At 64.7% G+C, this 25,250-nt stretch carries 19 protein-coding genes; 5 read left to right on the top strand and 14 right to left on the bottom strand.

What is annotated here, in order from left to right; genetic code table 11:
- Positions 1 to 51: 51 nt before the first annotated feature.
- The 9 genes from CSQ93_RS12495 to CSQ93_RS12455 form a co-directional block, all read right to left on the bottom strand.
- Positions 52 to 1,482, bottom strand: coding sequence for an efflux transporter outer membrane subunit (locus tag CSQ93_RS12495; protein ID WP_233516157.1), 1,431 nt, complete (start codon positions 1,480 to 1,482; stop codon positions 52 to 54).
- Positions 1,479 to 4,724 (bottom strand): efflux RND transporter permease subunit, encoded by a 3,246-nt coding sequence (locus CSQ93_RS12490; protein ID WP_099378328.1) that lies wholly within the window; start codon positions 4,722 to 4,724, stop codon positions 1,479 to 1,481. Before CSQ93_RS12490 ends, CSQ93_RS12495 begins: the two co-directional genes overlap by 4 nt.
- The gene (locus tag CSQ93_RS12485) at positions 4,721 to 7,840 is read right to left on the bottom strand and encodes an efflux RND transporter permease subunit (RefSeq protein WP_099378327.1); all 3,120 of its coding nucleotides are present in this window, start codon (positions 7,838 to 7,840) and stop codon (positions 4,721 to 4,723) included. The genes CSQ93_RS12490 and CSQ93_RS12485 overlap by 4 nt, the downstream gene beginning before the upstream one ends.
- On the bottom strand, positions 7,837 to 9,192 hold the full coding sequence (locus tag CSQ93_RS12480; RefSeq protein WP_099378326.1) for an efflux RND transporter periplasmic adaptor subunit: 1,356 nt from the start codon (positions 9,190 to 9,192) through the stop codon (positions 7,837 to 7,839). Before CSQ93_RS12480 ends, CSQ93_RS12485 begins: the two co-directional genes overlap by 4 nt.
- Before the next feature lie 407 nt (positions 9,193 to 9,599).
- Complete coding sequence (locus CSQ93_RS12475) at positions 9,600 to 10,139, bottom strand: GNAT family N-acetyltransferase (RefSeq protein ID WP_099378422.1); 540 nt, start codon at positions 10,137 to 10,139, stop codon at positions 9,600 to 9,602.
- Positions 10,140 to 10,214: 75 nt separating this feature from the next.
- Entirely contained in the window at positions 10,215 to 12,089 is a 1,875-nt protein-coding gene (sppA, locus tag CSQ93_RS12470; RefSeq protein WP_099378325.1) for a signal peptide peptidase SppA, read from the bottom strand.
- Between the two features lie 87 nt (positions 12,090 to 12,176).
- Positions 12,177 to 13,643, bottom strand: coding sequence for a sodium:solute symporter (locus CSQ93_RS12465; protein WP_099378324.1), 1,467 nt, complete (start codon positions 13,641 to 13,643; stop codon positions 12,177 to 12,179).
- 69 nt (positions 13,644 to 13,712) lie between these two features.
- On the bottom strand, positions 13,713 to 14,930 hold the full coding sequence (locus CSQ93_RS12460; RefSeq protein ID WP_099378323.1) for a YeeE/YedE family protein: 1,218 nt from the start codon (positions 14,928 to 14,930) through the stop codon (positions 13,713 to 13,715).
- A gap of 85 nt (positions 14,931 to 15,015) precedes the next feature.
- Positions 15,016 to 16,227 carry an MFS transporter gene (locus CSQ93_RS12455; protein ID WP_099378322.1) on the bottom strand — a complete coding sequence of 404 codons (1,212 nt, stop codon included), beginning with the start codon at positions 16,225 to 16,227 and terminating at the stop codon, positions 15,016 to 15,018.
- A gap of 154 nt (positions 16,228 to 16,381) precedes the next feature.
- Between CSQ93_RS12455 and CSQ93_RS12450 the strand changes: the two genes are divergently transcribed.
- The gene (locus tag CSQ93_RS12450) at positions 16,382 to 16,618 is read left to right on the top strand and encodes a DUF3820 family protein (RefSeq protein ID WP_034749909.1); all 237 of its coding nucleotides are present in this window, start codon (positions 16,382 to 16,384) and stop codon (positions 16,616 to 16,618) included.
- Positions 16,619 to 16,637: 19 nt separating this feature from the next.
- Here the strand turns inward: CSQ93_RS12450 and CSQ93_RS12445 are convergent, their stop codons facing one another.
- A complete protein-coding gene (locus tag CSQ93_RS12445) occupies positions 16,638 to 17,021 on the bottom strand; it encodes a glutaredoxin (RefSeq protein ID WP_035820452.1) in 384 nt (127 codons plus the stop codon).
- A gap of 117 nt (positions 17,022 to 17,138) precedes the next feature.
- Here CSQ93_RS12445 and CSQ93_RS12440 point away from each other — a divergent pair, with 117 nt between their 5' ends.
- Positions 17,139 to 17,663: a hypothetical protein gene (locus CSQ93_RS12440; RefSeq protein ID WP_099378321.1), complete on the top strand. Its 525-nt coding sequence runs from the start codon at positions 17,139 to 17,141 to the stop codon at positions 17,661 to 17,663.
- A 3-nt stretch (positions 17,664 to 17,666) separates the two neighbouring features.
- On the opposite strand, the gene CSQ93_RS12435 is transcribed toward CSQ93_RS12440, so the two are convergent.
- The gene (locus tag CSQ93_RS12435) at positions 17,667 to 18,155 is read right to left on the bottom strand and encodes an Lrp/AsnC family transcriptional regulator (RefSeq protein WP_099378421.1); all 489 of its coding nucleotides are present in this window, start codon (positions 18,153 to 18,155) and stop codon (positions 17,667 to 17,669) included.
- A gap of 77 nt (positions 18,156 to 18,232) precedes the next feature.
- Between CSQ93_RS12435 and CSQ93_RS12430 the strand changes: the two genes are divergently transcribed.
- Positions 18,233 to 19,123 carry an EamA family transporter gene (locus CSQ93_RS12430; RefSeq protein ID WP_099378320.1) on the top strand — a complete coding sequence of 297 codons (891 nt, stop codon included), beginning with the start codon at positions 18,233 to 18,235 and terminating at the stop codon, positions 19,121 to 19,123.
- Positions 19,124 to 19,126: 3 nt separating this feature from the next.
- Here CSQ93_RS12430 and CSQ93_RS12425 read toward each other — a convergent pair whose 3' ends face one another.
- Entirely contained in the window at positions 19,127 to 20,350 is a 1,224-nt protein-coding gene (locus CSQ93_RS12425; RefSeq protein ID WP_199534383.1) for an MFS transporter, read from the bottom strand.
- A gap of 97 nt (positions 20,351 to 20,447) precedes the next feature.
- On the opposite strand from CSQ93_RS12425, the gene CSQ93_RS12420 reads away from it, so the two are divergent.
- Both CSQ93_RS12420 and CSQ93_RS12415 read left to right on the top strand, forming a co-directional pair.
- Positions 20,448 to 21,356, top strand: a complete 909-nt coding sequence (locus CSQ93_RS12420) for a LysR family transcriptional regulator (protein ID WP_099378318.1) — start codon at positions 20,448 to 20,450, stop codon at positions 21,354 to 21,356.
- Positions 21,357 to 21,412: 56 nt separating this feature from the next.
- Entirely contained in the window at positions 21,413 to 21,946 is a 534-nt protein-coding gene (locus CSQ93_RS12415) for a DUF4256 domain-containing protein (protein ID WP_099378317.1), read from the top strand.
- An 11-nt stretch (positions 21,947 to 21,957) separates the two neighbouring features.
- Here the strand turns inward: CSQ93_RS12415 and CSQ93_RS12410 are convergent, their stop codons facing one another.
- The gene (locus CSQ93_RS12410; protein ID WP_099378316.1) at positions 21,958 to 24,114 is read right to left on the bottom strand and encodes a putative bifunctional diguanylate cyclase/phosphodiesterase; all 2,157 of its coding nucleotides are present in this window, start codon (positions 24,112 to 24,114) and stop codon (positions 21,958 to 21,960) included.
- Between the two features lie 153 nt (positions 24,115 to 24,267).
- Positions 24,268 to 25,194, bottom strand: a complete 927-nt coding sequence (locus tag CSQ93_RS12405; RefSeq protein WP_099378315.1) for a LysR family transcriptional regulator — start codon at positions 25,192 to 25,194, stop codon at positions 24,268 to 24,270.
- Between the last annotated feature and the right edge of the window lie 56 nt (positions 25,195 to 25,250).

The raw sequence follows: 25,250 nt of genomic DNA, 5'->3' as shown, positions 1-25,250 counted from the left end.
GCGTAAAAACGCGAATTTGGCGCAGGGGTTTTCCTGCGCCTGATTACCCCGTTATTGCGCCTGCGGCACGTGCCAGCCGCCGCCCAGCGACTGGATCAGGGCCACGGCCGTCGTCTGGCGGTCCGCCTGCGCCTGCACCAGCGAACGGCGCGCCGACAGGGCCGTCACTTGCGCCGTCACCACGTCCGTATAGCCGACCTGGCCCGCATTGTAGCGGTTCAGCATCTGCTGCTCGACCTGGTCGGCGGCGGACGATGCCTGCTGGCGCAAGGCCAGCTGCTCTGCCAGCGCGCGCGTGGCCGACAACTGGTCTTCCACGGCGCCAAAGGCACTGAGTACCGTCTGACGGTAGCGCGCCACAGCCGCCTCATGACCTGCCTTGGCCGCATCCACGCTGGCCGTGGTGGCGCCCGCGTTGAACAGGGTTTGCGCGGCCGACACGCCCAGCGACCACAGGCTCGACGACGCATTGAACAGGTCGCCCACACGGCTGGCGCCCGAGCCATACGATCCCGTCAGGTTCAGGCTTGGATAGTAGGCCGAACGGGCGATGCCGATCTGCTCGTTGGCCACAGCCACCCGGCGTTCGGCGGCCGCGATGTCGGGACGGCGCTGCAGCAGGGTCGATGGCACGCCCAGCGGCACCTCGGGCACGGTCAGCGTCCATGGCGCCACGGCCAGGCTGAAGTCGGACGGGGCACGACCCAAAAGTATCGCGATCGCGTGTTCCAGCTGCGCGCGCGCCCGCGTCTGGCTGGACAGGTCGATCTGCGCATTGGCCAGCTGCGTCTGCGCCTGCAGCAGATCGGACTTGGCGGCGATACCGGAGTTGAAGCGGTTGCCGGTGATCTCCAGCACGCGCTTGTAGCCGTCGATCGTGGCAGTGAGCAGCGCGATCTGCGCATCGCTCTGGCGCAGCGAAAAGTAATTGGTGGCCAGCTCGCCCTGCGCCGACAGGCGGGCGGCAGCCAGGTCGGCCGCACTGGCGCTGGCGCTGGCGTCCGCCCCCGTCACACCGGCGCGCAGCTTGCCCCACACGTCCGGTTCCCACGAGGCGCCGATGGCCGCCTTGAAGTTGTTGTTCGTCTGCTGCTCGCCCCCGCCGCCGGAACGGGCACCGCTGCCCGTCAGGTTCACTGTCGGGAACAGCGAGGCGCGCTGTTCCCGCACCAGCGCGCGCGCCTGTTCATACGAGGCGATGGCGGCAGCCACGTTCTGGTTCGAGATGTCAATGCCTTCGGCCAGCTGGTTCAGCTGCGCGTCGCCGAACAGGGTCCACCAGGGGCCCCGCTCCAGGGTATCGGCCGGCGCGGCGGGCTGCCAGCCGGCCGCCTCCTTGAACGTTTGCGGCGCGGCCGCCGTCGGCGTTTCATACGCGGGGCTGACGGCGCAGCCGGCCAGCAGCAGGAAAGCGGTGGCAGCGGCCAGTGCCGGCAGGTGGCGTGCGGGGACGGCGGATGGAATAGGTTTTACTTGCTTCATGATTGTGTGCTCGGGTTATCTGGCCCAGGAATGCGGCTCAATTGCTGCTCGTCGGCGCTGCGCGTGCGCAGCTTGTCGAGCAGGATGTAGACCACCGGGGTGGTCAGCAATGTGAGTAACTGGCTGGCAATCAGGCCGCCGATGATGGCGACCCCCAAGGGCTGGCGTAGCTCTGACCCCTCGCCGAAACCGATCGCCAGCGGCAAGGCGCCAAGCGCCGCCGCCAGGGTGGTCATCAGAATGGGGCGGAAACGCAGCAAACATGCCTCGCGCACCGCTTCCACAGCTGTCAGCCCGCGCGAACGCTCGGCCTCCAGCGCGAAGTCGATGATCAATATAGCATTTTTCTTGACAATACCGATCAACAGGAACACCCCGATCAGGGCGATGATGGAAAACTCCATGCGGAACAGCAGCAAGGCCAGCACGGCGCCCACGCCTGCCGAGGGCAAAGTCGACAGCACGGTGATCGGGTGGATCAGGCTTTCGTACAGGATGCCCAGCACGATGTAGATCACCACGATGGCCGCCAGGATCAACAGCGGCTGCTCCTTGTTGCTGTCCTGCGCGCTCTTCGCCGAACCCTGGAAGCTGCCGCGCACATTGACGGGCATGCCGATTTCCGACTCTGCCTGGGCCACGGCAGCCTGCCCGTCGCTGAGCGGATAGCCGTCGGCCAGGTTGAACGACACGGTGGTCGCCAGCTCCCCGCCCTGGTGATTGATCGAGGTGGCCGTCGAGCTTTCCGCGAAGGTGCTGAACGACGACAGCGGCACCATGTGCGCCAGGGTCGTGGACAGGGCCGAGCCGCTGGACGGGTCGCGCGCCGCCGTCGTATTCGACGGCGCCACGCTGGTGGTGGCGGTGCTGGTGGTTGCTGTCGTGGCGCTGGCTGCGACGGCCGCCGCATTCGACGCCGGCACGTACACGGAGCGCAGCGCTTCCGGACTTTGCGCATAGCGCGGCGCCACTTCCATGATCACGTGGTACTGGTTCAGCTCATCGTAGATGGTCGCCACCTGGCGCTGGCCGAAGCTGTTGTACAGCGCATTGTCGATATCCTTGACTTGCACGCCCAGCTGCGTGGCGCGGTCCTTGTCGATGCTGACAAAGGTTTCCACGCCGTTTTCCGCCTGGTCCGTGTCGACATCGATCAGGGCCGGCTGCAGCTTCATCTGGTCGGCCAGCTTGGCCGCCCACTTCTTCAGGTCCGCCTGGTTGTCGCTGATCAGGGTGTACTGGTAGGTCGAATTGCTTGAACGCCCGCCCATGCGCAAATCCTGCACGGGGTTGAGGAACAGCGAAATGCCCGTCACCTTGGCCAGCTGCGGGCGCAGGCGGGCGATCACGGCCTGGCCCTTGTCCGTGCGCTGCGACGCGGGTTTGAGGTCGATGAACATGAAGCCGCCCCCTGCCCGTCCGCCGCCCGTGAATCCGACGACGGTGGCGACGGCCGGATCATCCTTGATGATGTCGACCAGCTGGCGCAATTTACTCTGCATGGCCTGGAACGAGATGCTCTGGTCGGCGCGCATGCCGCCATTGATCTGGCCCGTATCCTGCTGCGGGAAGAAGCCCTTGGGCGCGGCCGCGAACAGGTACACGTTCAGGCCGACGACGAAGACGAGGATGGTCATCACGAGAGCGGCACTCGACAAGGCCCAGTCCAGGCAGTGCTCATAGACTGTCAGCATGCGCTCGAACCCGCGTTCGAACCAGCGCGCGACACGGCCAGGCGGCTTGTGCTGCGCGCCGCTTTTCAGCAGCCAGGCGCACATCATCGGCGTGGTCGTCAGTGAAATGACGAGCGAAATCATCACGGCGGCAGACAGGGTCACGGCGAACTCGCGGAACAGCCGTCCCACCTGCCCGCCCATGAACAGCAGCGGGATGAAGACGGCCACCAGCGACAGGCTGATCGACAGCACCGTAAAGCCCACTTCGCGCGCGCCCAGCAGGGCCGCCTTGAACCGGTCCATGCCCGCCTCGATGTGGCGCTGCGTATTTTCCAGCACCACGATGGCATCATCGACGACAAAGCCCGTGGCCACCGTGAGCGCCATCAAGGAAAGGTTATTCAGGCTGAAACCCAGCATGTACATCACGCCGAAAGTGCCCAGCAGCGAGACGATGGTGGCGACAGCCGGGATGATGGTGGCGCGCACGCTGCGCAAAAAGGCGCTGACCACCAGCACGACCAGCACGATGGACAGGATCAGGGTGAACTCGATCTCGTGCAGGGACGAGCGGATGGAATTGGTGCTGTCGGACGCCACCTGCAGCTTGATGTCGCCCGGCAGCTGCGCCTGCAGTTGCGGCAGCAGCGCGCGCACGCCGTCCACCGTGGCGATGACGTTGGCGCCCGGCTGGCGCGTGATCAGCACGATGACGGCCGGGTCGCCATTGAACAGGCCCAGGGTATTGTTGTTCTCCACGCCGTCGATCACTTCGGCCACGTCGTCGAGGCGGATGGCGGCGCCGTCGCGCCAGGCCACGACCAGGCTGCGGTAATCGGCGGCGCTGCGCCCGCCCGACGCCGTCGCCGCGCCCGAATAGATTTGCAGGCTGCGTTCGTCGCCGGAAATCGCCCCTTTCGGGCGGTTGGCGTTGCTGGCCTGGATGGCGGCGCGCACGTCTTCCATCGACACGGCATAGTGATTGAGTTGATATGGCACCAGTTCCACGCGCACGGCCGGCAGCGAGCCGCCACCCAGTTCCACGTCGCCCACGCCCTTCACTTGCGCCACTTTTTGCTGCACCAGGTTCGACACGGCGTCGTAGATCTGGCCCGGTGTGCGCGTTTTCGACGTCAGCGCCAGGATGATGACAGGTGCATCGGACGGATTGGCCTTGCGGTAGGTGGGATTGCTGCGCAAGGTGGCCGGCAAGTCCACGCGCGCAGCGGCAATCGCGGCCTGCACTTCGCGCGCGGCCGAATCGATCTTGCGGTTCAAGTCGAACTGCAGGTTGATGCGCGCCGAACCCGTACCCGACGACGACGTCATCTCGTTCACGCCCGAGATCACGCCCAGGCGCCGTTCCAACGGCGTGGCCACCGAGGTGGCCATGGTCGCGGGGCTGGCGCCGGGCAGGCTGGCGCTGACGGAAATGGTCGGATAATCGACCTGCGGCAGCGGCGAGACGGGCAGCACGAAGAAGGCGCCGATACCCGCCAGCGCGATGCCGATGGTCAGCAGCACGGTGGCGATGGGACGCTTGACGAACGGTTCGGACAGGTTCACGCGGCGCTCCCCGCGTTATCGGCCGGCTTGTCCAGGTTCACCCCAGCTGTCTTGCGCGCGAAGCGCTGGCCCAGGCGGTCGAAGGCCAGGTAGATGACGGGCGTGGTAAACAGGGTCAGCACCTGGCTGACGATCAGGCCGCCGAAGATGGCCAGGCCCAGCGGACGGCGCAACTCGGCGCCCTCGCCCCAGCCCAGCATCAGCGGCACGGCCGCGAACAGGGCCGCCAGGGTCGTCATCAAGATAGGGCGGAAGCGCAGCAGCGCCGCCTGGTGGATGGCTTCCTGCGGGCTTTTCCCCTCGTCACGCTCGGCCTCGATGGCAAAGTCGATCATCATGATGGCGTTCTTCTTGACGATGCCGATCAGCAGGATGATGCCGATGATGCCGATCACGCCCAGGTCCTGCCCGGAAATCATCAACGCCAGCAAGGCGCCCACGCCGGCCGACGGCAGGGTCGACAGAATCGTCAGCGGGTGGATGTAGCTTTCGTACAGCACGCCCAGCACGATGTAGACGCAGACGACGGCGGCCAGAATCAGCCACAGCTGGTTCGACAGCGAGTTTTCATATGCGCCGGCCGCGCCGAGGAAGGTCAAGGTCACCGATGGCGGCAAGGCGATATCCTTTGCGGCCTGGCGGATGGCGTCGACGGCGCTGCCCAGCGCCACGCCCTGCGTCGTATCGAAACCCAGGGTGGTGGCCGGATACTGCGCCACGTGCGTGATTTGCAGCGGCGCCTGTTTTTCGCTGACGCTGGCAAAGGCGGACAGCGGCGTCGACTTGCCGGAACCCGTGCGCACCTGCAGGTCAGACAGGTCGGACGGCGTGGTGACGATGCCCGGTTGCGCTTCGAGGATGACGCGGTACTGGTTGGTTTCCGTGAAAATCGTCGAAATGATGCGCTGGCCGAAGGCGTTGTACAGCGCGTCGTCGACGGTAGCCGTGGTGACTGACATGCGCGCGGCGCTGTCGCGGTCAATCGCCACGGTGACGGCGGCGCCCGTGGCGCCCGCATCCGTGACGACGTTGCGCAGCTGCGATTTTTCACGCATGCGCGCGGCCAGCTTGCCGGCCCACTCGGTGACGGTGGCCGTGTCGGCCCCTTCGAGCGAGACGCGGTACTGCGTCGGGCCCGATTCCGCATCGATGGTGAGATCCTGCGTCGGCTGCAGATACAGGGTCACGCCGGCCACCTTGGCCACGCGGTTGCGCAGGCGCTCCATGACCTCGTCCTGGCTGCCGCTGCGCGGACGCTTCAGGTTGATCAGCATGCTACCCGTGTGCAGCATGGTGTTGTTGGCCGCATCGACGCCAACGAGGGAACTCAGGGTATCGACAGCGGGGTCTTCCAACAGCGCGCTGGCAGCGGCCTGCTGCAAGGTGGCCATGCGTTCGTACGAGACGGCTTGCGAGGTTTCGATGCGCGCCTGCAGCTGCCCCGTGTCCTGCGTGGGGAACAGGCCTTTCGGGATGGTGATATACAGGATGACGGTCAGCAGCAAGGTGGCCAGGGCCACCAGCAAGGTCAGGCCCTGGCGTTTCAAGACCCATACGAGCGCATGGTCGTACTGCACAATCACGCGGTCGAGGAAAGCCTGGATGCGCTGGCCCGTGGCGCTGACCTTTTCGTCGGCGTGGCTTTTCAGCCAGCGCGCCGACATCATCGGCACCAGGGTCAGCGAGACCACGGCGGAAATCAGAATCGTGATGGCCAGGGTCATGGCAAACTCGCGGAACAGCCGGCCCACCACGTCGCCCATGAACAGCAGGGGAATCAGCACGGCGATCAATGACACCGTCAGCGAGATGATGGTAAAGCCGATCTGCGACGCGCCTTTCAGGGCGGCGGCCATCGGCGTTTCGCCCTCTTCGATGTAGCGGGCGATGTTTTCGATCATGACGATGGCGTCATCGACGACAAAGCCCGTGGCAATCGTCAAGGCCATCAGCGACAGGTTGTTCAAGCTGTAGCCGAGCAAATACATGACGCCGCAGGCGCCGATCAGGGAAATGGGCACGGACAGGCTGGCGATCACCGTGGCGCGCATGCTGTGCAAAAAGGCGAAGATCACCAGCACCACCAGCAGCACGGACAACAGCAGTTCCATTTCCACGTGTTCGACCGAGGCGCGGATACCCGTCGTGCGGTCGCTCAGCACGTCGAGCTTCATGGCCGCCGGCAGGCTGGCCTGCAGGTCGGGCAGCAGGGCCTTGATGGCGTCGACCGTCTTGATGACGTTGGCGCCGGGCTGGCGCTGCACATTCAGGATGATGGCCGGCTGCTTGCCCGACCAGGCGCCCAGGCGCGTGTTTTCCGCGCTGTCGACGACGTTGGCCACGTCGGACAGGCGCACGGGTGCGCCGTTTTTATAGGTGATGATCAGGCGCTTGTAGTCTTCCGCCGTCACCAGCTGGTCGTTGGCGTTGATGGTAAACGAGCGCGTGGGGCCGTCGAAACTGCCCTTGGCGCTGTTGACGTTGGCCGCCGCGATGGCCGTGCGCAAGCTGTCGAGGCCCAGGCCATACGACGCCAGCAATTTGGTGTCGCCCTGGATGCGCACGGCCGGACGCTGGCCGCCCGACAGCGAGACGAGGCCCACGCCATTGACCTGGCTGATCTTCAGCGCCAGACGCGTGTTGACGATGTTCTGCACCTGCGTCAGCGGCATCGTGTCCGACGTGATGGCCAGGGTCAGCACGGGCGCGTCGGCCGGGTTGATCTTCGCGTACACGGGCGGCGCCGGCAAGTCCGTCGGCAGCAGCGAGCCGCCCGCGTTGATGGCCGCCTGCACTTCCTGCTCGGCCACGTCCAGGGTCTGGCCCAGGGTGAACTGCAGGGTGATGATGGAGACGCCGGCCGCGCTGGTGGAACTCATGCGCTGCAAGCCCGACATCTGCCCGAACTGGCGCTCCAGCGGCGCCGTGACAGTCTGCCCCATGACTTCCGGACTGGCGCCCGGGTACAGGGTCTGTACCTGGATGGTGGGGAAGTCCACCTGCGGCAAGGCCGCCAGCGGCAGGAACTTGAAGCCGACCAGCCCCGCCAGCACGATGGCCAGCATCAGCAGCGCCGTGGCGACGGGGCGCTGGATGAATGGCGTCGATGGACTCATTGCGCTGCGCCCTTCGCTGGTGCCGATGCGGCAGCCGATGCGGCCGGCGCGCTGGCCGCGCCCTCAGCGTGCTGGCGGCGGTGGCGGCGTTCGCCGTTGGCGGCTCCCGCGCCGCCTGCGCCGCCCATGGCAGGCTTGTCGCCGGCCAGGGTGACTTTCGCGCCTTCCTTCAGACGGTCGGCGCCTTCCGTGATGACTTGCTCGCCCGCTTCCAGGCCGGCGCGGATTTCCACCATGTCGGTGGTGGCCTGGCCGCGCGTGACCATGCGCACGGTGACGGTTTTATCCGCTTTCAGCACGTAGACGAAGTCGCCGTTATTGCTGTGACGCAGGGCCGTCACGGGTACCAGCACGGCACCCGTGATATTGCCCAGCTCCAGGCGCACGTTGACGAACTGGCTGGGGAACAGCGCCATCTTGTCATTCGTGTAGCGGGCCTTGGCGCGCACGGTGCCCGTCTGCACGTCGACCTGGTTGTCCAGCGCGCTCAAGCTGCCCTTGTCCAGGGTATGCGTGCGCGTGCGGTCCAGCGCCAGCGCCGCCAGGGCCGAACCCGCGTTCAGGCGCTCCTGGATGGTTTGCACCTTATCCTGTGGCACGGAGAATTCCACGTCGATGGGCGAGAGCTGCGTCACCACCACCACGCCGCCCGTATCGCTGGTGCTCACCAGATTGCCGATATCGACCACTTTCAGGCCGGCGCGCCCGCTGATCGGCGAGACCACCTTGGTGTAGCCGAGGTTCAACCTGGCCGTGCCTTCGGCCGCGCGGTCCGTCATGACCGTGCCTTCCAGCTGTTTGACCAGTGCGGCCTGCGTGTCGACGTCCTGGCGCGCGATGGAATCCTGGCCCAGCAAGGTCTGATAGCGTTTCAGGGTCAGGCGCGCGTTTTCCAGCTGCGCTTCATCGCGCTGGCGCTGGCCCGTGGCCTGCATCAGCGCCATCTCGAACTGCGCCGGGTCGATCTGCGCCACCACCTGGCCCGCCTTGACCATGCCGCCTTCCTTGAATTTCAATTCCTTCAAAATGCCCGACACTTGCGGGCGCACCGTCACCGTGGACGCCGCCGTCACCGTGCCCAGCGCATCGAGCACCACGGGCAGGTCGGACTTGACGGCCGTGGCCACGCCGACGGTGGTCGAAGGGCCGCCGCGGCGCCCGCCGGGGCCACCTGGCCCGCCAGCACCGCCAGGGCCGCCCATGCCGGGGCCGCCCTGGGCGCTGGTGCCGGAGTGGGTCAGGTACCAGGCACCGCCCCCCAGCGCAGCCATCACGGCCAGCGCGATGACCGTGCCGACGATTTTCGAACGGCGGCTGCGCCGCGGGGTGTTGGGTGTTGTCTGCGAATCCATCGCTTATCCTTGTCTAGGCCGCTGGCACGGCGAGTCTGTGGCGCCGGCCGAGGTGGGACACACTCAGGCCGGACGACCGTTTTTCGGGGTTGTTTCGGTACAAAGCCGGGGGAGTCAAGAGCTGAAAGTCAGCTGAAAAAACATCGCTCCCTAGCGTGAAACGACTCTAGCATAGTCATGTAACTGTTTCATTTCTACTTGAAACAATTACACACAGCCAGGCAGGCATGGGCGGATCAGGCGCGCCGGCAGGCACGCCGCCCCTGTGGGGGAACGGTGGAAAAATCAGGCTTGGCGGGTGTCGCCCCCCGGCTCCAGCGGCGCGCGGGCGACTCGCATGCAGATACAAACTCGCTACAAATCTCCCGCCAGCCGGCTTGACCTGGCGCCACGCGGGCCGTTTGCGCTTACAGCGTCATGCCGAGGATGACATCCTGGTAGTCGGTGCGGCCCACGCGGAAGGTGCGCCGGCCCACCTGCGCAAAGCCGCAGCGCGCATAGAACGCCAGCGCATCGTGGTTTTCCGCATAGACGCCCAGCAGCACGCGCCCTGCCCCGCTGGCGCGCGCTTGGCTCAGCGCCGCCTGCATCAGACGCTGGCCCACGCGCTGGCCCTGGAAGCGATGCAGCAGGTAGATGCGCTTGATTTCCAGGTCCTTTGGCTGCGGATCCGCCACCGGCAAGCTGGCGGGGCTGAGCACCAGGTAGCCGACAGGCGCGCCGCCCGGCGTGGCCTCGGCTACCCACAGCCGCATGGTCGGCAGCGCCAGCCAGTCGCGGTACAACTGCGCGTCGTGCTGGCGCTGGCAATGGGCGATGACGTCGGCGCCGTCGAGGATGCCGGCAAACGCTTCCAGGAATGTGGCCTGCCCCACCAGCGCCAGCGCCGCTTCATCGCCCTTCGCGCACGGCCGGATGGCGATCGCCGTGTCAGTGTGTGTACTCATGTCGCTTGCCATGCCTTGCTCCTGATATGAAACAAGCCGGACGAAGCCGGCTTGGGTATGCTGTTGATGTGAGTGTTACCTGCCGCCCAAAGGCACCTCGCACAGGCAGTGCGTGAGTGCCATGAACGGTTTGTGCTCGCGCGTGATGCCTGACAGCCAGGAGAGGTCCTGCGCCATGCCCAGCGCCGCGTCGGCCGGCAAGCCGGTCGTGGCCAGGCCCAGTTTCACGTGCTCGCCCAGCCCCAGCGAGGCCATGGCCTTGGAGCCGAACATGCCGATCAAGCGGTCCACGTTCGACGTTTCCTGCTCCAGATACGTCACGCGGTAGTCGGCGCCCAGGTTGGCGCGCTTGGCGGCCGAGGCCAGCGCATCGCCATAGCTGCCGATGCGGTCGACCAGGTTGCGCTCTTTCGCCTGCAAGCCCGTCCAGACGCGGCCCTGCGCCACTTCATTGATCTTTTCCGGCGTCGTCTTGCGCGCCTTGGCGGCCAGGTTCAGGAAGTCGCCATATACGTGGTTGATCGAACCCTGGATCACTTGCGCAAAGCGCGGGTCGAGCGGACGCAAGGGGTTGCCCGCGTCGGCCAGCCAGGTGGTGGGCGAACCGGCCGTGTGGATGCCCAGCTTTTCCACCACCTTGTCGGCCGTCGGCAGAATCGCGAACACGCCGATGGAACCGGTGATGGTGGCCGCGTCGGCGATGACTTCATCGGACGAGGTGCTGATCCAGTAGCCGCCCGAAGCGGCCACGTTGCCCATCGAGACGACCACCGGTTTGCCGGCGGCGCGCGTCAGTTCCAGTTCGCGGCGGATCAATTCCGAGCCGAAGGCGCTGCCGCCCGGCGAATCGACGCGTAGCACGATGGCCTTGATCGATTTGTCTTCGCGCGCCTGGCGGATCAGGCGCGAGGTGGACAGGCCGCCGATGGAACCCGGTGCCGCGATGCCGTCGCCGATTTCACCGGAAGCGATGACTACGCCGACGGCGTCGCCGATGTGCACGGGGCGCAAACGCGCCAGGTAATCGGTGTAGTTCACCTGGCGGAAGTTCGTGCCTTCCGTGTTCTTCGCGCCGCGCGCCATCATGAACTGGCGCAGTTCGTCGCGCGTTTTCAGGCCGTCGACCAGCTTGGCGTCCAGCGACAGCTTGCCCAGGTCGCCGCCGGCGGCCGTCATCAGCTCGGGCAGCTTGTCGATCGATTGCATGATGGCGCCGGCCGGCAGCTTGCGCGCCTTTTCCACGTCCGTCGTGTAAGTGGTCCACAGGCCGTTGTTCAGGTAGCGGTCCGCTTCGGCCGCCGCTTCGGACGGGCCGTTGGCGATGAAAGGCTCGGCCGCGCTTTTATACGTGCCCACTTTCAGCAGGTTGACCGTCACGCCCACCTTGTCGAGCGCGTCGCGGTAGTAATTGCGGTAGCGGCCAAAGCCTTCCAGCATGACGCCGCCCATCGGGTGCAGGAATACCTCGTCGGCCTTGGCGGCCACCAGGTACTGGCGCTGGTTATAGCTCGAACCCCAGGCCGTGACTTTCTTGCCCGTGGCGCGGAAGCGTTCCACGCCGGCCGCCACTTCGCGCAGCGAAGCGAGGCCGCCGCCCTGCAATTCGTCGAGCAGGATCACCATGGAGCCGATATTCTTGTCCTTGGCCGCCGTGTCGAGCACCGCCAGCACATCGCGCAGCTGCACGTTTTTCTTGACTTCGCCGCTGACATTGGCCAGCACGGCCTCGCGCACGCCGCCCGGGGTTTCCTCGACCAGCGGGCCTTGCAAGTCCAGCACCAGCGTGGTCTTTTCCGCCAGAGGCTTGGCGCCGCCGCCAAAGATCGCAATCAGGATGGCGATGACGATCAGCAGGAAAATCAGATTGATGACCGCGCGGCGGGTGGCGTCCAGCGCGCGCCAGAATGCGCCAAAACCGCGGCGTAGCGGCGGGAAGGGGTTGAGTGACATTGATGCTCCGTGAGGTTATGTACCTAAAGGAAATCAATATAGCTGAAAATGGCCCCGATCGTCTTCGGATTCGTCTTATTTTGATAACTATGCCGTGCCTTGTCCGCCCTGCCCTGGCGGCGTGGAAATGAGGAACAGGCCACCCAGCACCAGGGCGCCATTCAGGATCAGCAATTCCAGGCCGATGCGGTAATGCTCGAACAGCCGCATCTGCTCCTGCTCGATCAGCGCGCACAGCAATGGCCCCGCCACGGCGACCAGCGGCACCCAGCGGTCGCGCACGCCGCGCCGGCTCAGCAAACCGAAGGCAAACAGGCCCAGCAGCGGACCATAGGTGTAGCTGGCCAGTTTCAGGATCACGCCGATCATGCTGGGGTCGTCAAACCACTTGAAAACCATGATCAGGATCAAAAACAATGCGGCAAACCCCAGGTGCACGCGGCGGCGCCAGCGCATCTGCTGCGCCGCAGTCAAGTCCTGCCTGCGCTGCAGGCCGAGGATGTCGATGCAGAAGGTGGACGTCAAGGCCGTGAGCGCCCCATCCACGCTGGGAAACAGGGCGGAAATGAGGGCGATGAAGAAAATCAGCTGCACCACGGCAGGGAAATGTCCGAGCACCACGGCGGGGAACAATTTATCGCCGGTGGCCGTCACGCCGGCCAGCGGCGCATACAGGTGCAGCAAGCCGCCGAGGAACAGGAACAGCAGCAGCACGCCCGTCAGCACCACGGTCAGGCTGAGCATATTCTTTTGCGAGTCGCGCAAGGTCCGCACGGAGATATTCTTTTGCATCATTTCCTGGTCCATGCCCGTCATGGCGATCGTGATGAACATGCCGGCAAGAATGTGTTTCCATACATAGGCGGGGCTGTCCGGATCGACGGTGAAGATGCGCGTGAGACCTTGCGCACGCATGCGCTCGAGGCTGTCGATGAGGGACATATCCATTGCGCGCAGCAAGAACACGCTGCAGATGACGAGACCGGCCAGCATGCATGCCGTCTGCAGGGTATCGGTCCAGACGATGGTTTTCACGCCACCTTCATAGGTGTAGAGCAGGATCAGCAGCAGCACGACGCACGAGGTCAGCCAGAACGGCACGCCCAGGCTGTCGAGTATGGTCGCTTGCAGGATATTGACCACCAGATACAGCCGCGCCGTGGCGCCCAGCAAGCGCGAGACGATGAAAAACGCCGCCCCGCTCTGGTAGGAGCGCCGTCCCAGGCGCAGTTCCAGGTAGCGGTAAATCGACGTGAGCTGCAGCCTGTAGTACAGCGGCAGCAAGATGAAGGTGATGGCCAGATAGCCCAGCACATAGCCGATCATCAGCTGGATATAGCCGAAACCGTTATTCCCCACGGCGCCGGGCACGCTGATGAAAGTCACGCCCGTAAGCGTCGTGCCCACCATGCCGAAGGCCACCAGCATCCAGTTGCTATCCTTGTTGCCGATGAAAAAACTGTCATTGGTGGCATGGCGTGAGGTGCGCCATGCCACGCCCAGCAGGATCAGGAAATACGCGAGGACGACGGCAAACAGGGTGACTGGGGACATGAACGTTGCGCTGGCGGCAAAGGGGAACAGGGGCAGAAATATACAGCAAAGCCCCTGTTTCCGCCGGCGTCAGCAGCCGGTCGGTTTGACTTTCTCCACTTCCAGGCCGAACCACGGACGCAAACGCGTGCCGATGACGTTGCCCAGAAAAGCACAGACCAGCCACAGCCAGCCGTGCAGGCTGCCCGAGACGATGCCGCTGAAATACGCGCCGATGTTGCAGCCGTAGGCCAGGCGCGCGCCGTAACCGAGCAGCAAGCCGCCGACGATGGCGGCAATGATCGAGCGGCGCGGGATGCGCCACACGGGCGCATAGCGGCCGGCCAGCGCCGCCGCCAGCATGGCGCCCAGCACGATGCCGATGTCCATCACGGAAGTCTTGTCCTGCGTCAACGGCGCGGCCAGGGCGGCCGCGTTGGCCTTGGTCGACCAGTAGGCCCAGCTGGCCGTATCGATGCCGACCACGGACGCGGCCTTGGCGCCCCACAGGGCAAACGCGGACGTCACGCCCCACGGCTTGCCCGACAGCGCCAGGGTGGCGAAGTTCAGTACGACGAGAGCAACGGCGCCCGCCACCAGCGGCCACGGGCCATGCAGCCAGGGTGACGCCTGCGCCGGGCGCAGGGGCGTCGCGACGAGCTTGCCATGGCGACGCTTTTCCACCAGCACCGTGAGGCCGGCGATCAGTGCGAAGACGATCCAGTTCAGCGCCAGTGCGGGCACCAGGCCCAGGCTCGTGACAAGGGAAATGGGCTGGAGCTGCGGCAGCGCCGTCCAGAACGGCATGTGCGCCGTGCCAATGACGGAGCCGACGATGAAGGCGGCCAGGGTGATGAGCATGCGCGTGCTGCCGCCCCCCACCGTGTACAGGGTGCCGGAAGCGCAACCGCCGCCCAGCTGCATGCCGATGCCGAAGATGAAGGCGCCAAAGATGACGGAGGTGCCGGCGGGGGACACCAGGCCCGCGACGGGCGTGCCGAACAGGGTCCCGGCAGACAATGCCGGGAAGAACAGCGCCACGCCCACGGCCAGCATCAGCATTTGCGCGCGCAAGCCGTCACCGCGGCCATCGGCGATGAAGACGCGCCAGGCGGACGTAAAACCGAAGGCCGCGTGATACAGGGTAATGCCGAGCAAGGCGCCCACCACGTACAGCGCGGACTGGTGAATGCCGACGGTTTGCGCCAGGTACCACGCGCCTAGCACGATGAGCAACAGGGCGACGCCCAGCGGTTTCGGATTGATGGCGGCGCGCAGGCGCAGCGGTGACATTGCTGTATCGGACATGGGGAGTATGGGCGAGAGAAAGGTAAGCACTATTGTAAACCCTACTCTCGCCCGTGCCAGCAACTTGCTTGCAAATCAAGCCGGCTTAATGCCCTACCGCATGGATCGACTTTTCGCCGCCAGTGCGCACAGGGATGGGATTCAAGCGGTCCATCCGGCCGCTCAAGGCCGTCAAGCCGAATGCACCCAGCACGACGAGCGCACCGATCCAGCCCGTATGCACGAGGCCCAAGTGTTCGACGATCAGGCCGCCGCCCCAGGCGCCGCCGGCGATGCCCAGATTAAACGCGGCGATGTTCAGCCCCGAAGCCACGTCGACGGCGCGGGGCGTGAAGTGTTCCGCTTGCTGCACGACATACACTTGCAGCCCGGCCACGTTACCGAAGGCCACGGCGCCCCATAGCAGCACGGTGATGACGACGAGCACAGGATGCGGCGCCGTGAAGGTCAACAGCAGCAAAACAAGCGCCAGCAGCAGGAAGATCAGTTTCAGGGCACGCACTGGGCCTTTCTTGTCGGCCAGCTTGCCGCCCCAGATATTGCCAAACGCCACCGACACGCCATACACAAGCATCACCACGCCCACGGCGCCGGCGCTGAAACCCGACACGTCTTGCAGGATCGGTGCCAGATACGTAAAGGCGATGAAAGAGCCGCCATAGCCGACGGCCGTCATGGCGTACACCAGCAACAGGCGCGGCTGGCCCAGCACCTGCACTTGCTGCAGCAACGATGCAGGCTTGCTGTGCTTGATGGTCGACGGCACGTACAGCAAGCTGCCGACAAAGGCGACCAGGCCCAGGGCCGAGACGGCGAGGAAGGTTTCACGCCAGCCGAAATGCTGGCCGATGAAGGTGCCCAGCGGCACGCCCGTCACCAGGGCCACGGTCAGGCCCGTAAACATGATGGCAATCGCGCTGGCGGCCTTGTCCTTCGGCACCAGCGAGGTGGCGATGGTCGAGCCGATGGAAAAGAATACGCCATGCGCCAGCCCCGTCAGGATGCGAGCGATGACGAGGGTCTCGTAGCCCGGCGACTTCCACGCCAACAAGTTCCCCAGGGTGAACAGGACCATCAGCGACAATAACAGGGTTTTGCGGGGAATCTTGCCCGTCAGGGCAGTCAGCACGGGTGCGCCGACGGCGACGCCCAGCGCATACAGGCTGACCAGCAAGCCGGCCGATGGCAGGTTGACGCCCAGGTCCGCGGCGATGGTGGGCAACAGCCCGACGATGACAAACTCGGTGGTTCCGATGGCAAATGCGCTGAGGGTCAGCGCGAGCAAGGCAATGGGCATGAAAGACTCCGATATAGGTGGATGCAAATGCGAGGCTTGCAGTATCGGGGCTTTCTTTGTTTCGAAAAATACCTCCACAGGAAGAAGATACTTGCGCGCAAATCAACAATTGTATGGTCTGCTACACTGACCGCATCAACACGGGATCACCACCATGAATTCAGAAAAACTGGCGCTGCTGGTCACGCGCGAAATGCCATATGGGAAGTATCAGGGACGCTTGCTGGCCGATTTGCCCGGACACTACCTGGGCTGGTTCGCGCGCGAGGGTTTCCCCTCGGGCGAACTGGGCAGTTTAATTGCGCTGATGTACGAGCTCGACCACAACGACTTGCGCAGCTTGCTCGACCCGCTGCGCACGCGCAAGTCACCGTGGCGGCCGGGCGAGTAAGGAGAATAGAAGGCGGGTCTTAAAACTCGCGCACCTTCTTGGCCAGCATGGCGCTGAACTCGCCATTTTCCACCAGCTTGTGCAGTTCGCTGGCGCCACCGATCAGCACGCCGTTGACAAAGACCATGGGAAACGTGGGCCAGCCCGTCCACATTTTCAGGGCATTGCGGCGGTGCCACTGGTTCAGATAGCTGCCGTATTGCAGGTACTGGTAGGGCGTGCCCAGCACGTCGAGGATCTTGCGCGCCTTGCGCGGAAACGGATTGAGCGCCATGCCGACGACCACCACCTGGTGCGCGGCGATGGCCGCCTGCACCTCGCGCACGATGTCCTTGTGCTTGCTGCCGATCAAGGGGCGGGCGGCGGGATGGATCTGGGCTTGGTCAAGGAGGGCGCGGGTCATGAAAATCCTGGGGTGAGTGGCATGCGGATCACGCATTGTGCCATGCCTACCGCGTGACGTGCGCTACACTGCGCCCCTACTCCCCTTTAGTTTAAATATATGCAAGAAATCACTCTCATGCCTGCATGCCGCACCCGCCGCCTGCTCGGCGCTCTTCTGCTCGCCGCCAGTTGCGCCAGCGCCCTCGCCGCTACCGATCCCGGGCTCGAAATGGGCTTGCGGCATGCCCTGCACCTGAAAAAGGGCACGACGGACAGAGTAGGCACCTCCGGCAAGGCCATCGCCGCCTATGTGCGCGAAGGTTTTATCAGCCAGCGCCCGCAGCAGCGCTTCGACTACACCGATTACTACCTGCTGAAGAAGCCGGCCAGCTTCATGGGGCATGAACTGGTGCTCATCGAAGAGGAATACATCACGCAATACATAGGCTGCTGCGTCAGCCCCGGCGCCGGCGTGACGGTGAAAGTGCGCGGCAGCACGCAAAACCTGCAAGCGTTCGCCAGCGCCCAGCGCTGCACCTTGACGGACCCGGTCGATATTCAACATGCACTGAACGAGGTGGCCATCAAGACCCGGCTGCCGAAAGGTCATTACGCATCCTTGAGCTGCCGCGAACGCGATGCGGAGCGCGAGGAGCAGTAAGCCCTACCCCAGCGGCACGTGCAAACCCATCTTGAGGCAAGTCAAGGCCACCGAGGTGCGGTAGCGCCGGATATTGTCGTCGCCGCCGAACAGGCGTTCCGTCAGCGCTTCGTATTCGGCCATGCTGCTGGCCGTGATCACCAGCAGGTAGTCGGCCTCGCCGGTAATCCCGTAGCACTGCTGTATGGCAGGCTCGGCCATGATGCGCGCGCGCATGCCGGCCGTGCGCTGAGGATGCTCGTCGTGCAAATGCACTTCCACCGTCAATATCAGGGGACGGCCCAGGCGGCTCGCGTCGAGCACGGCCACCTCGTTGCGGATCACGCCGCTCTCGCGCAGGCGGCGGATGCGCCGCTGCACGGCCGGCGCGGACAAGTGCACGGCCCGGGCGATTTCGCGCTGCGAAGTCGTGTTATCGCGCTGCAAAATATCGAGGATCGCCAGATCGAAGGCGTCTAGGGCAAGGGAGGGCGTGAGCGAAAGTTGCGTCATGAAGGTCAAATTGCAGTGCAAATATCGGAGCAGACACAATAAACTTTCGCTATTCCGTTATCAAGCCTTTTATCACCATGCCATTACGCCGCTATTCCTCGCTGATTCCCCTGCTGGCCATCCTCGGCTCCGTCACTTGCCTGGGACTGGGCACGTCATGGGCCAAGCACAGCCTGTTCCCGCTCGTCGGCGCACAGGGCACGACGGCCGTGCGCGTGGGCTTTTCCGCCCTGCTACTGTTGCTGTTCTGGCGCCCGTGGCGCTGGCAGCTGAGCCGCGCCGATCTGCGCACGGTGGCCCTGTATGGCGCGGCGCTGGGCATGACCAACCTGTGCTTCTACATGGCCTTGCGCACGATCCCGTTCGGCATCGCCGTGGCGATCGAGTTTTCCGGCCCGTTGGCTGTGGCCCTGCTGGCCTCGCGCCGCCCCATCGACTTCGTCTGGGTGGCCCTGGCCGTAGCGGGACTGGCGCTGCTGCTGCCGCTCGGCCACGACGTCAGCAACCTCGACCCCACGGGCGTGCTGTTCGCCCTGGGCGCCGCCGTCTGCTGGGCTTCGTACATCGTCTTCGGCAAGCGCGCCAGCCATTTGCATGCGGGACACTCCGTATCGCTGGGCCTGGCAATGGCCGCGCTGGTGGTCGTGCCCGTGGGCGTGATGCACAGCGGCGCCGCCCTGCTCTCGCCTGTCGTGCTGGGCGTGGGCCTGGGCGTGGCCCTCATTTCCAGCGCCATCCCGATCTCGCTGGAAATGGTGGCCCTGAAGCGGCTGACGCCGCAAGCGTTCGGCATCATGAGCAGCATGGAACCGGCCGTGGCCGCCATGCTCGCATACATCCTGCTCGACGAGCGCCTGGGTGCCGGGCAATGGCTGGCCATCGCCATGATCATGGCCGCGTCGATGGGCAGTTCGTACATGGCGCAGCGCATGAAGAAAGCGGCGCCGGCCGCCGCCGTGCATACCTGAACCTCAGTGCACGGCCGCACCCGCCACGTGCGACGCCAGGTTCTTGCGCGCCAGCCAGGCCAGCGGCAACAGTGCAAGCAAGGCAGCGGCCACGCCGGCCCACGGCGACGACGCCATCAACTGGCGCGAGACCATCAACGCACCGAGCATGGAACCAAAGGAAATGCCGAGGTTAAATGCGGAAATGTTCAGGCCCGAGGCGAAATCGACGGCTTGCGGCGTGTAGCGCTCGGCCGTGGCCAGCATGCCTGCCTGCAAGGCGGGCGACAGGCCGAAGGAAAACACGCCCCAGACGAACAGCATCACCGTCATCATCCAGGGCGAACTGATGCTCAACGCCACGCCCGCTTGCGTGACGGCCAGCAACAACAGCATCAGGCGCAAGGCCTTTTGCCAGCCCAGGTGGCTGGTCAGGTAGCCGCCCGCCAGGTTGCCGGCAAAGGTGGCGATGCCGAACACGATCAGCAAGGCGCTGGCCATGGTGGCGGAAAATCCCGTCACGTCCGTCAGGATGGGCGTGATGAACGTGAACGCGGCAAAGCTGCTGCCAAAGCCAAACGTCGTCACCGCCATCATCGTCAGGATGGGGCCGCTGCCCAGGGCCGCCAGCTGCGTCATGGCCTTGCCGCCCTTGCCTTGCTGCAAACCGGCCGGCAGCCAGCGCGCCATGGCGCCCAGGCCCAGCGCGGCCAAGACCACCACGGCAAAGAAGGGCAAGCGCCAGCCCATCAGGTTGCCCAGAAAACTGCCGAAGGGCACGCCGATCACCATGGCCAGGGTCAATCCCGCAAACATGACGGAAATCGCCCTGCCCGCCTGTTCCTTCGTGACCAGGCTGGCCGCCACGGTGGCGCCGATGGCAAAGTAGGTGCCGTGCGCCACGGCCGTGATGACCCGCCCCAGCAGCAACAGTTCAAACGTATGCGAAAAGGCGGCCAGCAGGTTACCGGCGAGAAAAACGCTCATCAGCCCCAGCAAGGTGGCCTTGCGCGGCAGGCGCGACATCAGCAGCACCAGCAGCGGCGTGCCGATGGCCAGCGCCAGCGCATACAGGCTGACCAGCGAGCCGGCCGATTCGATGGAAATATGCAAATCTTTCGCGATGGTGGGCAGGATGCCGACGACGATGAATTCGGTGACGCCGATGGCAAAGGCGCCGACGGCCAGCGCCAGCACGCCGGGCGGCATCTTGCTGGCTGAAGTGGAAACAGGACTTGCGGTGGTCATGATGGCTCCAACAATGGTTCAAGCCAGCCAGTGTATCGATGCAAACGCTTTTGATATAGACTCCAATAATGGAAACACCTGTGAAATGGATTCAATAATGGCCAGGCAAGACATCAACCGCGCGTTCGAGATGGCCGTGTTTGCCGCCGTGGTGGAAACGGGGGCCTTTTCCGCCGCCGCGCGCCGTCTGGCCTTGACGCCATCGGCCGTCAGCAAGCTGGTCAATCGCCTGGAAGCACGGCTGGGCGCCCGCTTGCTCCAGCGCAGCACGCGCCAGCTGCACACGACGCCCGAAGGCGACGCCTTCTTCGTGCAGTGCAAGCGCATCCTCGACGATATCGATGGCGCCGAGCGCGAAGCATCGCAGGGCGCAGCGCCGCGCGGACGCTTGCGCATCAACTGTTTCGTACCGTTCGGCGTGCGCCACCTGCTGCCCATCCTGCCCGAGTTCGCGCAGCGCTATCCCGACATCGTGCTCGACGTCGTCGTCAGCGACGCCATCGTCGACTTGCTGGAAGACCGCACCGACATCGCCATCCGCACGGGCAAGCTGAAGGAATCGAACCTGGTGGCGCGCAAACTCGGAGAAGACGCGATGGTTGTCGTGGCGTCGCCCGCCTACGCGGCGCGCCACGGCCTGCCGCGCACGCCGCAGGAATTATCCGGACACAATTTATTGGCCTTCAACTTCCGCTGCCAGAACGAAACCTGGCCCTTCCTCGATGGCGCTGGCGGCATGTTGAATGTGGCGCCGCAGGGCAATACCTGCGTCAGCGATGGCGAAAGCATGCGCCAACTGGTACTGGCGGGCATGGGACTGGGACGCTTCTCACGCCAGCACGTGCTGCGCGACATTGCGCAAGGTCAGTTGGTAGAAGTGCTGCAGGACTACAATCCGGGCGACAGGGAACTCGTGCACGCCGTCTTCGTGGGACCGGGCTTGCAAGTGCCGGCCAGGGTGCGCGTGATGCTCGATTATCTGCTGGAAAAGGTCAAGCTGGGGTGAGCACGCATCGCGTCTTATAATCGGCCCTATCGTTGAAACTTCCGGGAGCCGCGCTCATGCATGAGACCTTGATCCACACCTTGCAAACCCGCTTCAGCCAGCACAGACACCGCCATCCGCAATGGACGTGGGACAAGGTGCTGGCGCGGCTGGACGCCGCTCCCGCCAGCCTGGCGGTATTGCAGCAGATGGAAGACACGGGCGGCGAACCGGACGTCATCGGGCACGCCGGCGACACGGGCGCCGTCACGTTTTGCGATTGCTCGGCAGAAAGTCCGCTCGGCCGGCGCAGCCTGTGTTTCGATGCGGCGGCCCTGGCCGCGCGCAAGGCCAACAAGCCGGCCGGCAGCGCCATGGCCATGGCGCAGGCGATGGGAGTCACACTGCTGACGCAGACGCAATACCGCCAGTTGCAGGAACTGGGGCCATTCGACCGCAAAACGTCGAGCTGGATCGCCACGCCGGACAGCATCCGCGCGCTGGGCGGCGCCCTGTTTTGCGACCGCCGCTATGAACAGGTCTTCGTCTACCACAATGGCGCCGAATCGTATTATGCGAGCCGGGGTTTCCGTGGACGACTAACCATCTGACAATCGCCGGCTCAGGCCAGCTCTTCCAGCCGCAACTGCCGGCCTTCATCGAGCATCAGCTCGAACTCGGCCGCCGTCACGGCCGGGCTGAACAGATAACCTTGCAGCTGGTCGCAGCCGAGTTCGCGCAAGAAGCGCATCTGCTCGGCCGTTTCCACCCCTTCGGCAACGATTTCCTGGCGCAGCTGCTGCGCCATGGTGACAATGGCGCGGGCGATGGCGCAATCGTTTTCCTCGAAGGGCAAGCCGATGACAAACGAGCGGTCGATTTTCAGTGTGCTGATGGGGAATTTTTTCAAATACGCGAGGCTGGAATAGCCGGTACCGAAGTCGTCCAGCGCCAGCGCCAGGCCCATGGCCACCAGCTGGTTCATGATGTCGATCACCTTGTCGGCGCCGCGCATCAGCAGGCTTTCCGTGATTTCCAGCATGATCTGGTCGGGCCGCACGCCGTAGCGCTCCAGCACGGCCGCTATGCGCGCCGGCAACTGTTCATCGAACTGGCGCGCCGACAGGTTGACGGCGATGGCCGGCATGTGCAGGCCACGGTCTTCCCAGTTGCGGATCTGGCGGCAGGCCTCGTCCAGCACCCAGGTGCCCAGTTCCAGGATCAAACTGGTTTCCTCGGCAACGGGGATGAAGAGGCCGGGCGAGACCATGCCGCGCATCGGATGCTTCCAGCGCAGCAAGGCTTCCGCGCCCACGATGCGCCCGCTGGCCAGGCTCACTTTCGGCTGGTAATGCAATTCCAGCTCCTTGTCACCCAAGGCCAAACGCATTTCGCTTTCCAGGCGCAAATGTTCCTTGGCCCGGCGGTTCATGTCTTCGCGGTAAAACAGGAAGGTCGATTCGATCGTCTGCCCCGCCTTGGCCACGGCCACGTCGGCAAAACGGAACAGGGCCGGCGCTTCCAGGCCGTCTTCCGGATACACGGTGATGCCGATGCTGGCGCCCACGTGCAGCGCGTGCGTGTCGATATTGATCGGCGCCTCCAGCAGGTTGAGCAGCTTTTGCGCCACATTCGCCGCGTGTTCGCGCTTTTCGATATGCAGCAGGGCCACGACGAACTTGCTGTTGTCGACGCGCGCCAGGATGTCCGCGTCGCGCAGGGCGCCACGGAACAGCTGGCCGATGGCGATCACCAGCTGGTCGCCCACTTCATGGCCAAGCGTGTCGCTGATGGAACCGATGCGGCTGATGTCGATGACCATCAGCGCGCCATGCGTGCCCTGGCGTTTCGCTTCGGCCAGGCCCTGGTCGACCAATTGATTCAGCAGGCAACGGTTGGGCAAGCCCGTCAGGCTGTCGTAGTTGGCCATGCGCTGCATGCGCGCCTCGGCATCCTTGTGCACCGAGATATCGGAAAACAGGGAAAACACGTGGCTGATTTCGCCGAATTCGTCGCGCACGACGCTGATGGTGACGTCTTGCGGGAACAATTCGCCATTCTTGCGCTTGCCGATGATTTCGCCGCGCCAGGAGCCGTGGCCGCGCATGGCGGCGCGCACCTTGGCGCGGAAATCGGGGTCGTGCACGCCCGAGCGCAGCAAGTCCGGCGTGCGGCCGATGGCTTCGGCCGGCGAGTAGCCGGTGATGCGGCTGAAGGAACTGTTGATCGAGACGATGCGCTCTTCCGCGTCCGTGATCAGCACGGCTTGCTCGCTGTCTTCGATGATGCGCGCGTGCAACCTGACCTTGTCCACGTCGGACAGCGGCTCGCTCATGGCCGACAGGCGCACGGCCATGCCGCAGCCCTTGCCCGCCTGGTCGTGGATCACATGGCGGTGCATGCGCAGCCACGTCACCATGCCCGACTTCTTGCGCCGGCGCACATCGGTGGCCACGTCGCCCTGCGTGAAATGCAATTCCAGCACGCTCGCTTCCGCGTCGTCTTCCGGATACAGGAACAGGATGTGCTGGCCCAGGGCTTCCAGTTCGGAATAGCCGAACATCTGTTCGGCGCCATGGTTCCAGCCGATCAAAAAGCCGTCAGGGTCGATTTCCAGCAAGGCGTCGGGGGGCGCCACGCGCACCACGGGGCGGCTGGCGCCGCGCAGACGCTCCAGTTCCTCCTCCAGCCGCGCCAGGGTGGCGGCCTGCTGCGGCCCCGCCTGTTCACGGGCATCCTGAGCCAGGCGCAGGCACAGCGCAACCTTCGCCTCAAGCATGGCAACCCCACTCGTGGACCAGGTCAGGGGAACATATCAGGAGCGCTGCTGTGTGTGTAATCATCAAAATCCCACTGTGGGGCGTGGAGGTCGGGCGGAAATACTGTGAATATGGTAACTTAAAAATGTTGGCCTATGTCAACATTTTAAGACCTACGCCGAATGGCCCGGCAGATGCTGCGCCAGGCGGGCAAACACATCCGGTTCGCGCATGCGCGCCATCCACCAGCGCAATGCGGCGCCATCCTCGCCCACGCGCCAGGCCAGGTAAAACGTTTCCGACGGTTTCGGTTCTTCCACGGCCTTTTCCACCAGCAAGCCGCGCGCGATGGCGGCCCGCGCGCACGGCCCCGGCAGGAAGCCAAAACCAAGCCCCAGCACCTGATAGTCGAACTTGACCTGCATGTTCGGCACGCTCAAGGCATCCTGCCCCAGCAGCAAGCCCACCGTGCGCGGCGCCATCTGGCGCGCCGAATCGGCCACCACCACGGCCCGGTATTGCTGCAGGTGGTCGCGCGACAACGGTTCCTGCACCTGGGCCAGCGGGTGCGTGGGCGCCACGGTGAAGACGAAGTCGAGCATGCCGATCGGCTGCGCGATATAGCCGCCGCCGGCCGGCCCGTCACCGGGCGCGCCCACCAGCAAGTCGGCGCGCCGGTCCAGCAGCGCTTCCCACGTGCCCGACAGCGTGTCTTGCGACAGGCGCAGGCGCGTCTGCTGCGCCACGTCGTAAAAGGCGCGCACGTCGTCGGCCAAGGCCACGGCGGAAAACATGGAATCGATGCCGATGGACAATTCCGTTTCCCAGCCGGACGCCACCCTGCGCACGCGGTGCTCGAGGTCCTGCGCCGCCTTCAATAAATAGCGGCCCTCTTTCAGCAATTCCTGGCCGGCCGCCGTCAGCATGACTTTCGGGCCATTGCGCTGGAACACCTGCACGCCCAGGTCGTCTTCCAGCTTGGCCACCGTATAGGAAATGGTGGACGGGACTTTATGCAATTCCTTGCCGGCCGACGAGAACGATCCACGGCGGTCGATGGCGTCAACGATTTGCAAGGCTTCCAGGCTAAGTCTTAACATTCGATTTTTTCGATCATAGGTCGCAATATTTTCCGTTTTTCTTTCTCTGAACAGGC

Source organism: Janthinobacterium sp. BJB426 (assembly GCF_002735705.1).
In the GTDB taxonomy this organism is placed as follows: domain Bacteria; phylum Pseudomonadota; class Gammaproteobacteria; order Burkholderiales; family Burkholderiaceae_D; genus Janthinobacterium.
The sequence above is the reverse complement of the archived record's forward strand: the minus strand, read 5'-3'. Positions and strand labels throughout refer to the sequence as shown.

Coding starts and splice junctions, on each gene's coding strand:
- CSQ93_RS12495 (WP_233516157.1), bottom strand. CDS start 1,482: ATGAAGCAAGTAAAACCTATTCCATCCGCCGTCCCCGCACGCCACCTG.
- CSQ93_RS12485 (WP_099378327.1), bottom strand. CDS start 7,840: ATGAGTCCATCGACGCCATTCATCCAGCGCCCCGTCGCCACGGCGCTG.
- CSQ93_RS12480 (WP_099378326.1), bottom strand. CDS start 9,192: ATGGATTCGCAGACAACACCCAACACCCCGCGGCGCAGCCGCCGTTCG.
- CSQ93_RS12475 (WP_099378422.1), bottom strand. CDS start 10,139: ATGAGTACACACACTGACACGGCGATCGCCATCCGGCCGTGCGCGAAG.
- sppA (WP_099378325.1), bottom strand. CDS start 12,089: ATGTCACTCAACCCCTTCCCGCCGCTACGCCGCGGTTTTGGCGCATTC.
- CSQ93_RS12465 (WP_099378324.1), bottom strand. CDS start 13,643: ATGTCCCCAGTCACCCTGTTTGCCGTCGTCCTCGCGTATTTCCTGATC.
- CSQ93_RS12460 (WP_099378323.1), bottom strand. CDS start 14,930: ATGTCCGATACAGCAATGTCACCGCTGCGCCTGCGCGCCGCCATCAAT.
- CSQ93_RS12455 (WP_099378322.1), bottom strand. CDS start 16,227: ATGCCCATTGCCTTGCTCGCGCTGACCCTCAGCGCATTTGCCATCGGA.
- CSQ93_RS12450 (WP_034749909.1), top strand. CDS start 16,382: ATGAATTCAGAAAAACTGGCGCTGCTGGTCACGCGCGAAATGCCATAT.
- CSQ93_RS12445 (WP_035820452.1), bottom strand. CDS start 17,021: ATGACCCGCGCCCTCCTTGACCAAGCCCAGATCCATCCCGCCGCCCGC.
- CSQ93_RS12440 (WP_099378321.1), top strand. CDS start 17,139: ATGCCTGCATGCCGCACCCGCCGCCTGCTCGGCGCTCTTCTGCTCGCC.
- CSQ93_RS12435 (WP_099378421.1), bottom strand. CDS start 18,155: ATGACGCAACTTTCGCTCACGCCCTCCCTTGCCCTAGACGCCTTCGAT.
- CSQ93_RS12430 (WP_099378320.1), top strand. CDS start 18,233: ATGCCATTACGCCGCTATTCCTCGCTGATTCCCCTGCTGGCCATCCTC.
- CSQ93_RS12425 (WP_199534383.1), bottom strand. CDS start 20,350: ATGACCACCGCAAGTCCTGTTTCCACTTCAGCCAGCAAGATGCCGCCC.
- CSQ93_RS12420 (WP_099378318.1), top strand. CDS start 20,448: ATGGCCAGGCAAGACATCAACCGCGCGTTCGAGATGGCCGTGTTTGCC.
- CSQ93_RS12415 (WP_099378317.1), top strand. CDS start 21,413: ATGCATGAGACCTTGATCCACACCTTGCAAACCCGCTTCAGCCAGCAC.
- CSQ93_RS12410 (WP_099378316.1), bottom strand. CDS start 24,114: ATGCTTGAGGCGAAGGTTGCGCTGTGCCTGCGCCTGGCTCAGGATGCC.
- CSQ93_RS12405 (WP_099378315.1), bottom strand. CDS start 25,194: ATGTTAAGACTTAGCCTGGAAGCCTTGCAAATCGTTGACGCCATCGAC.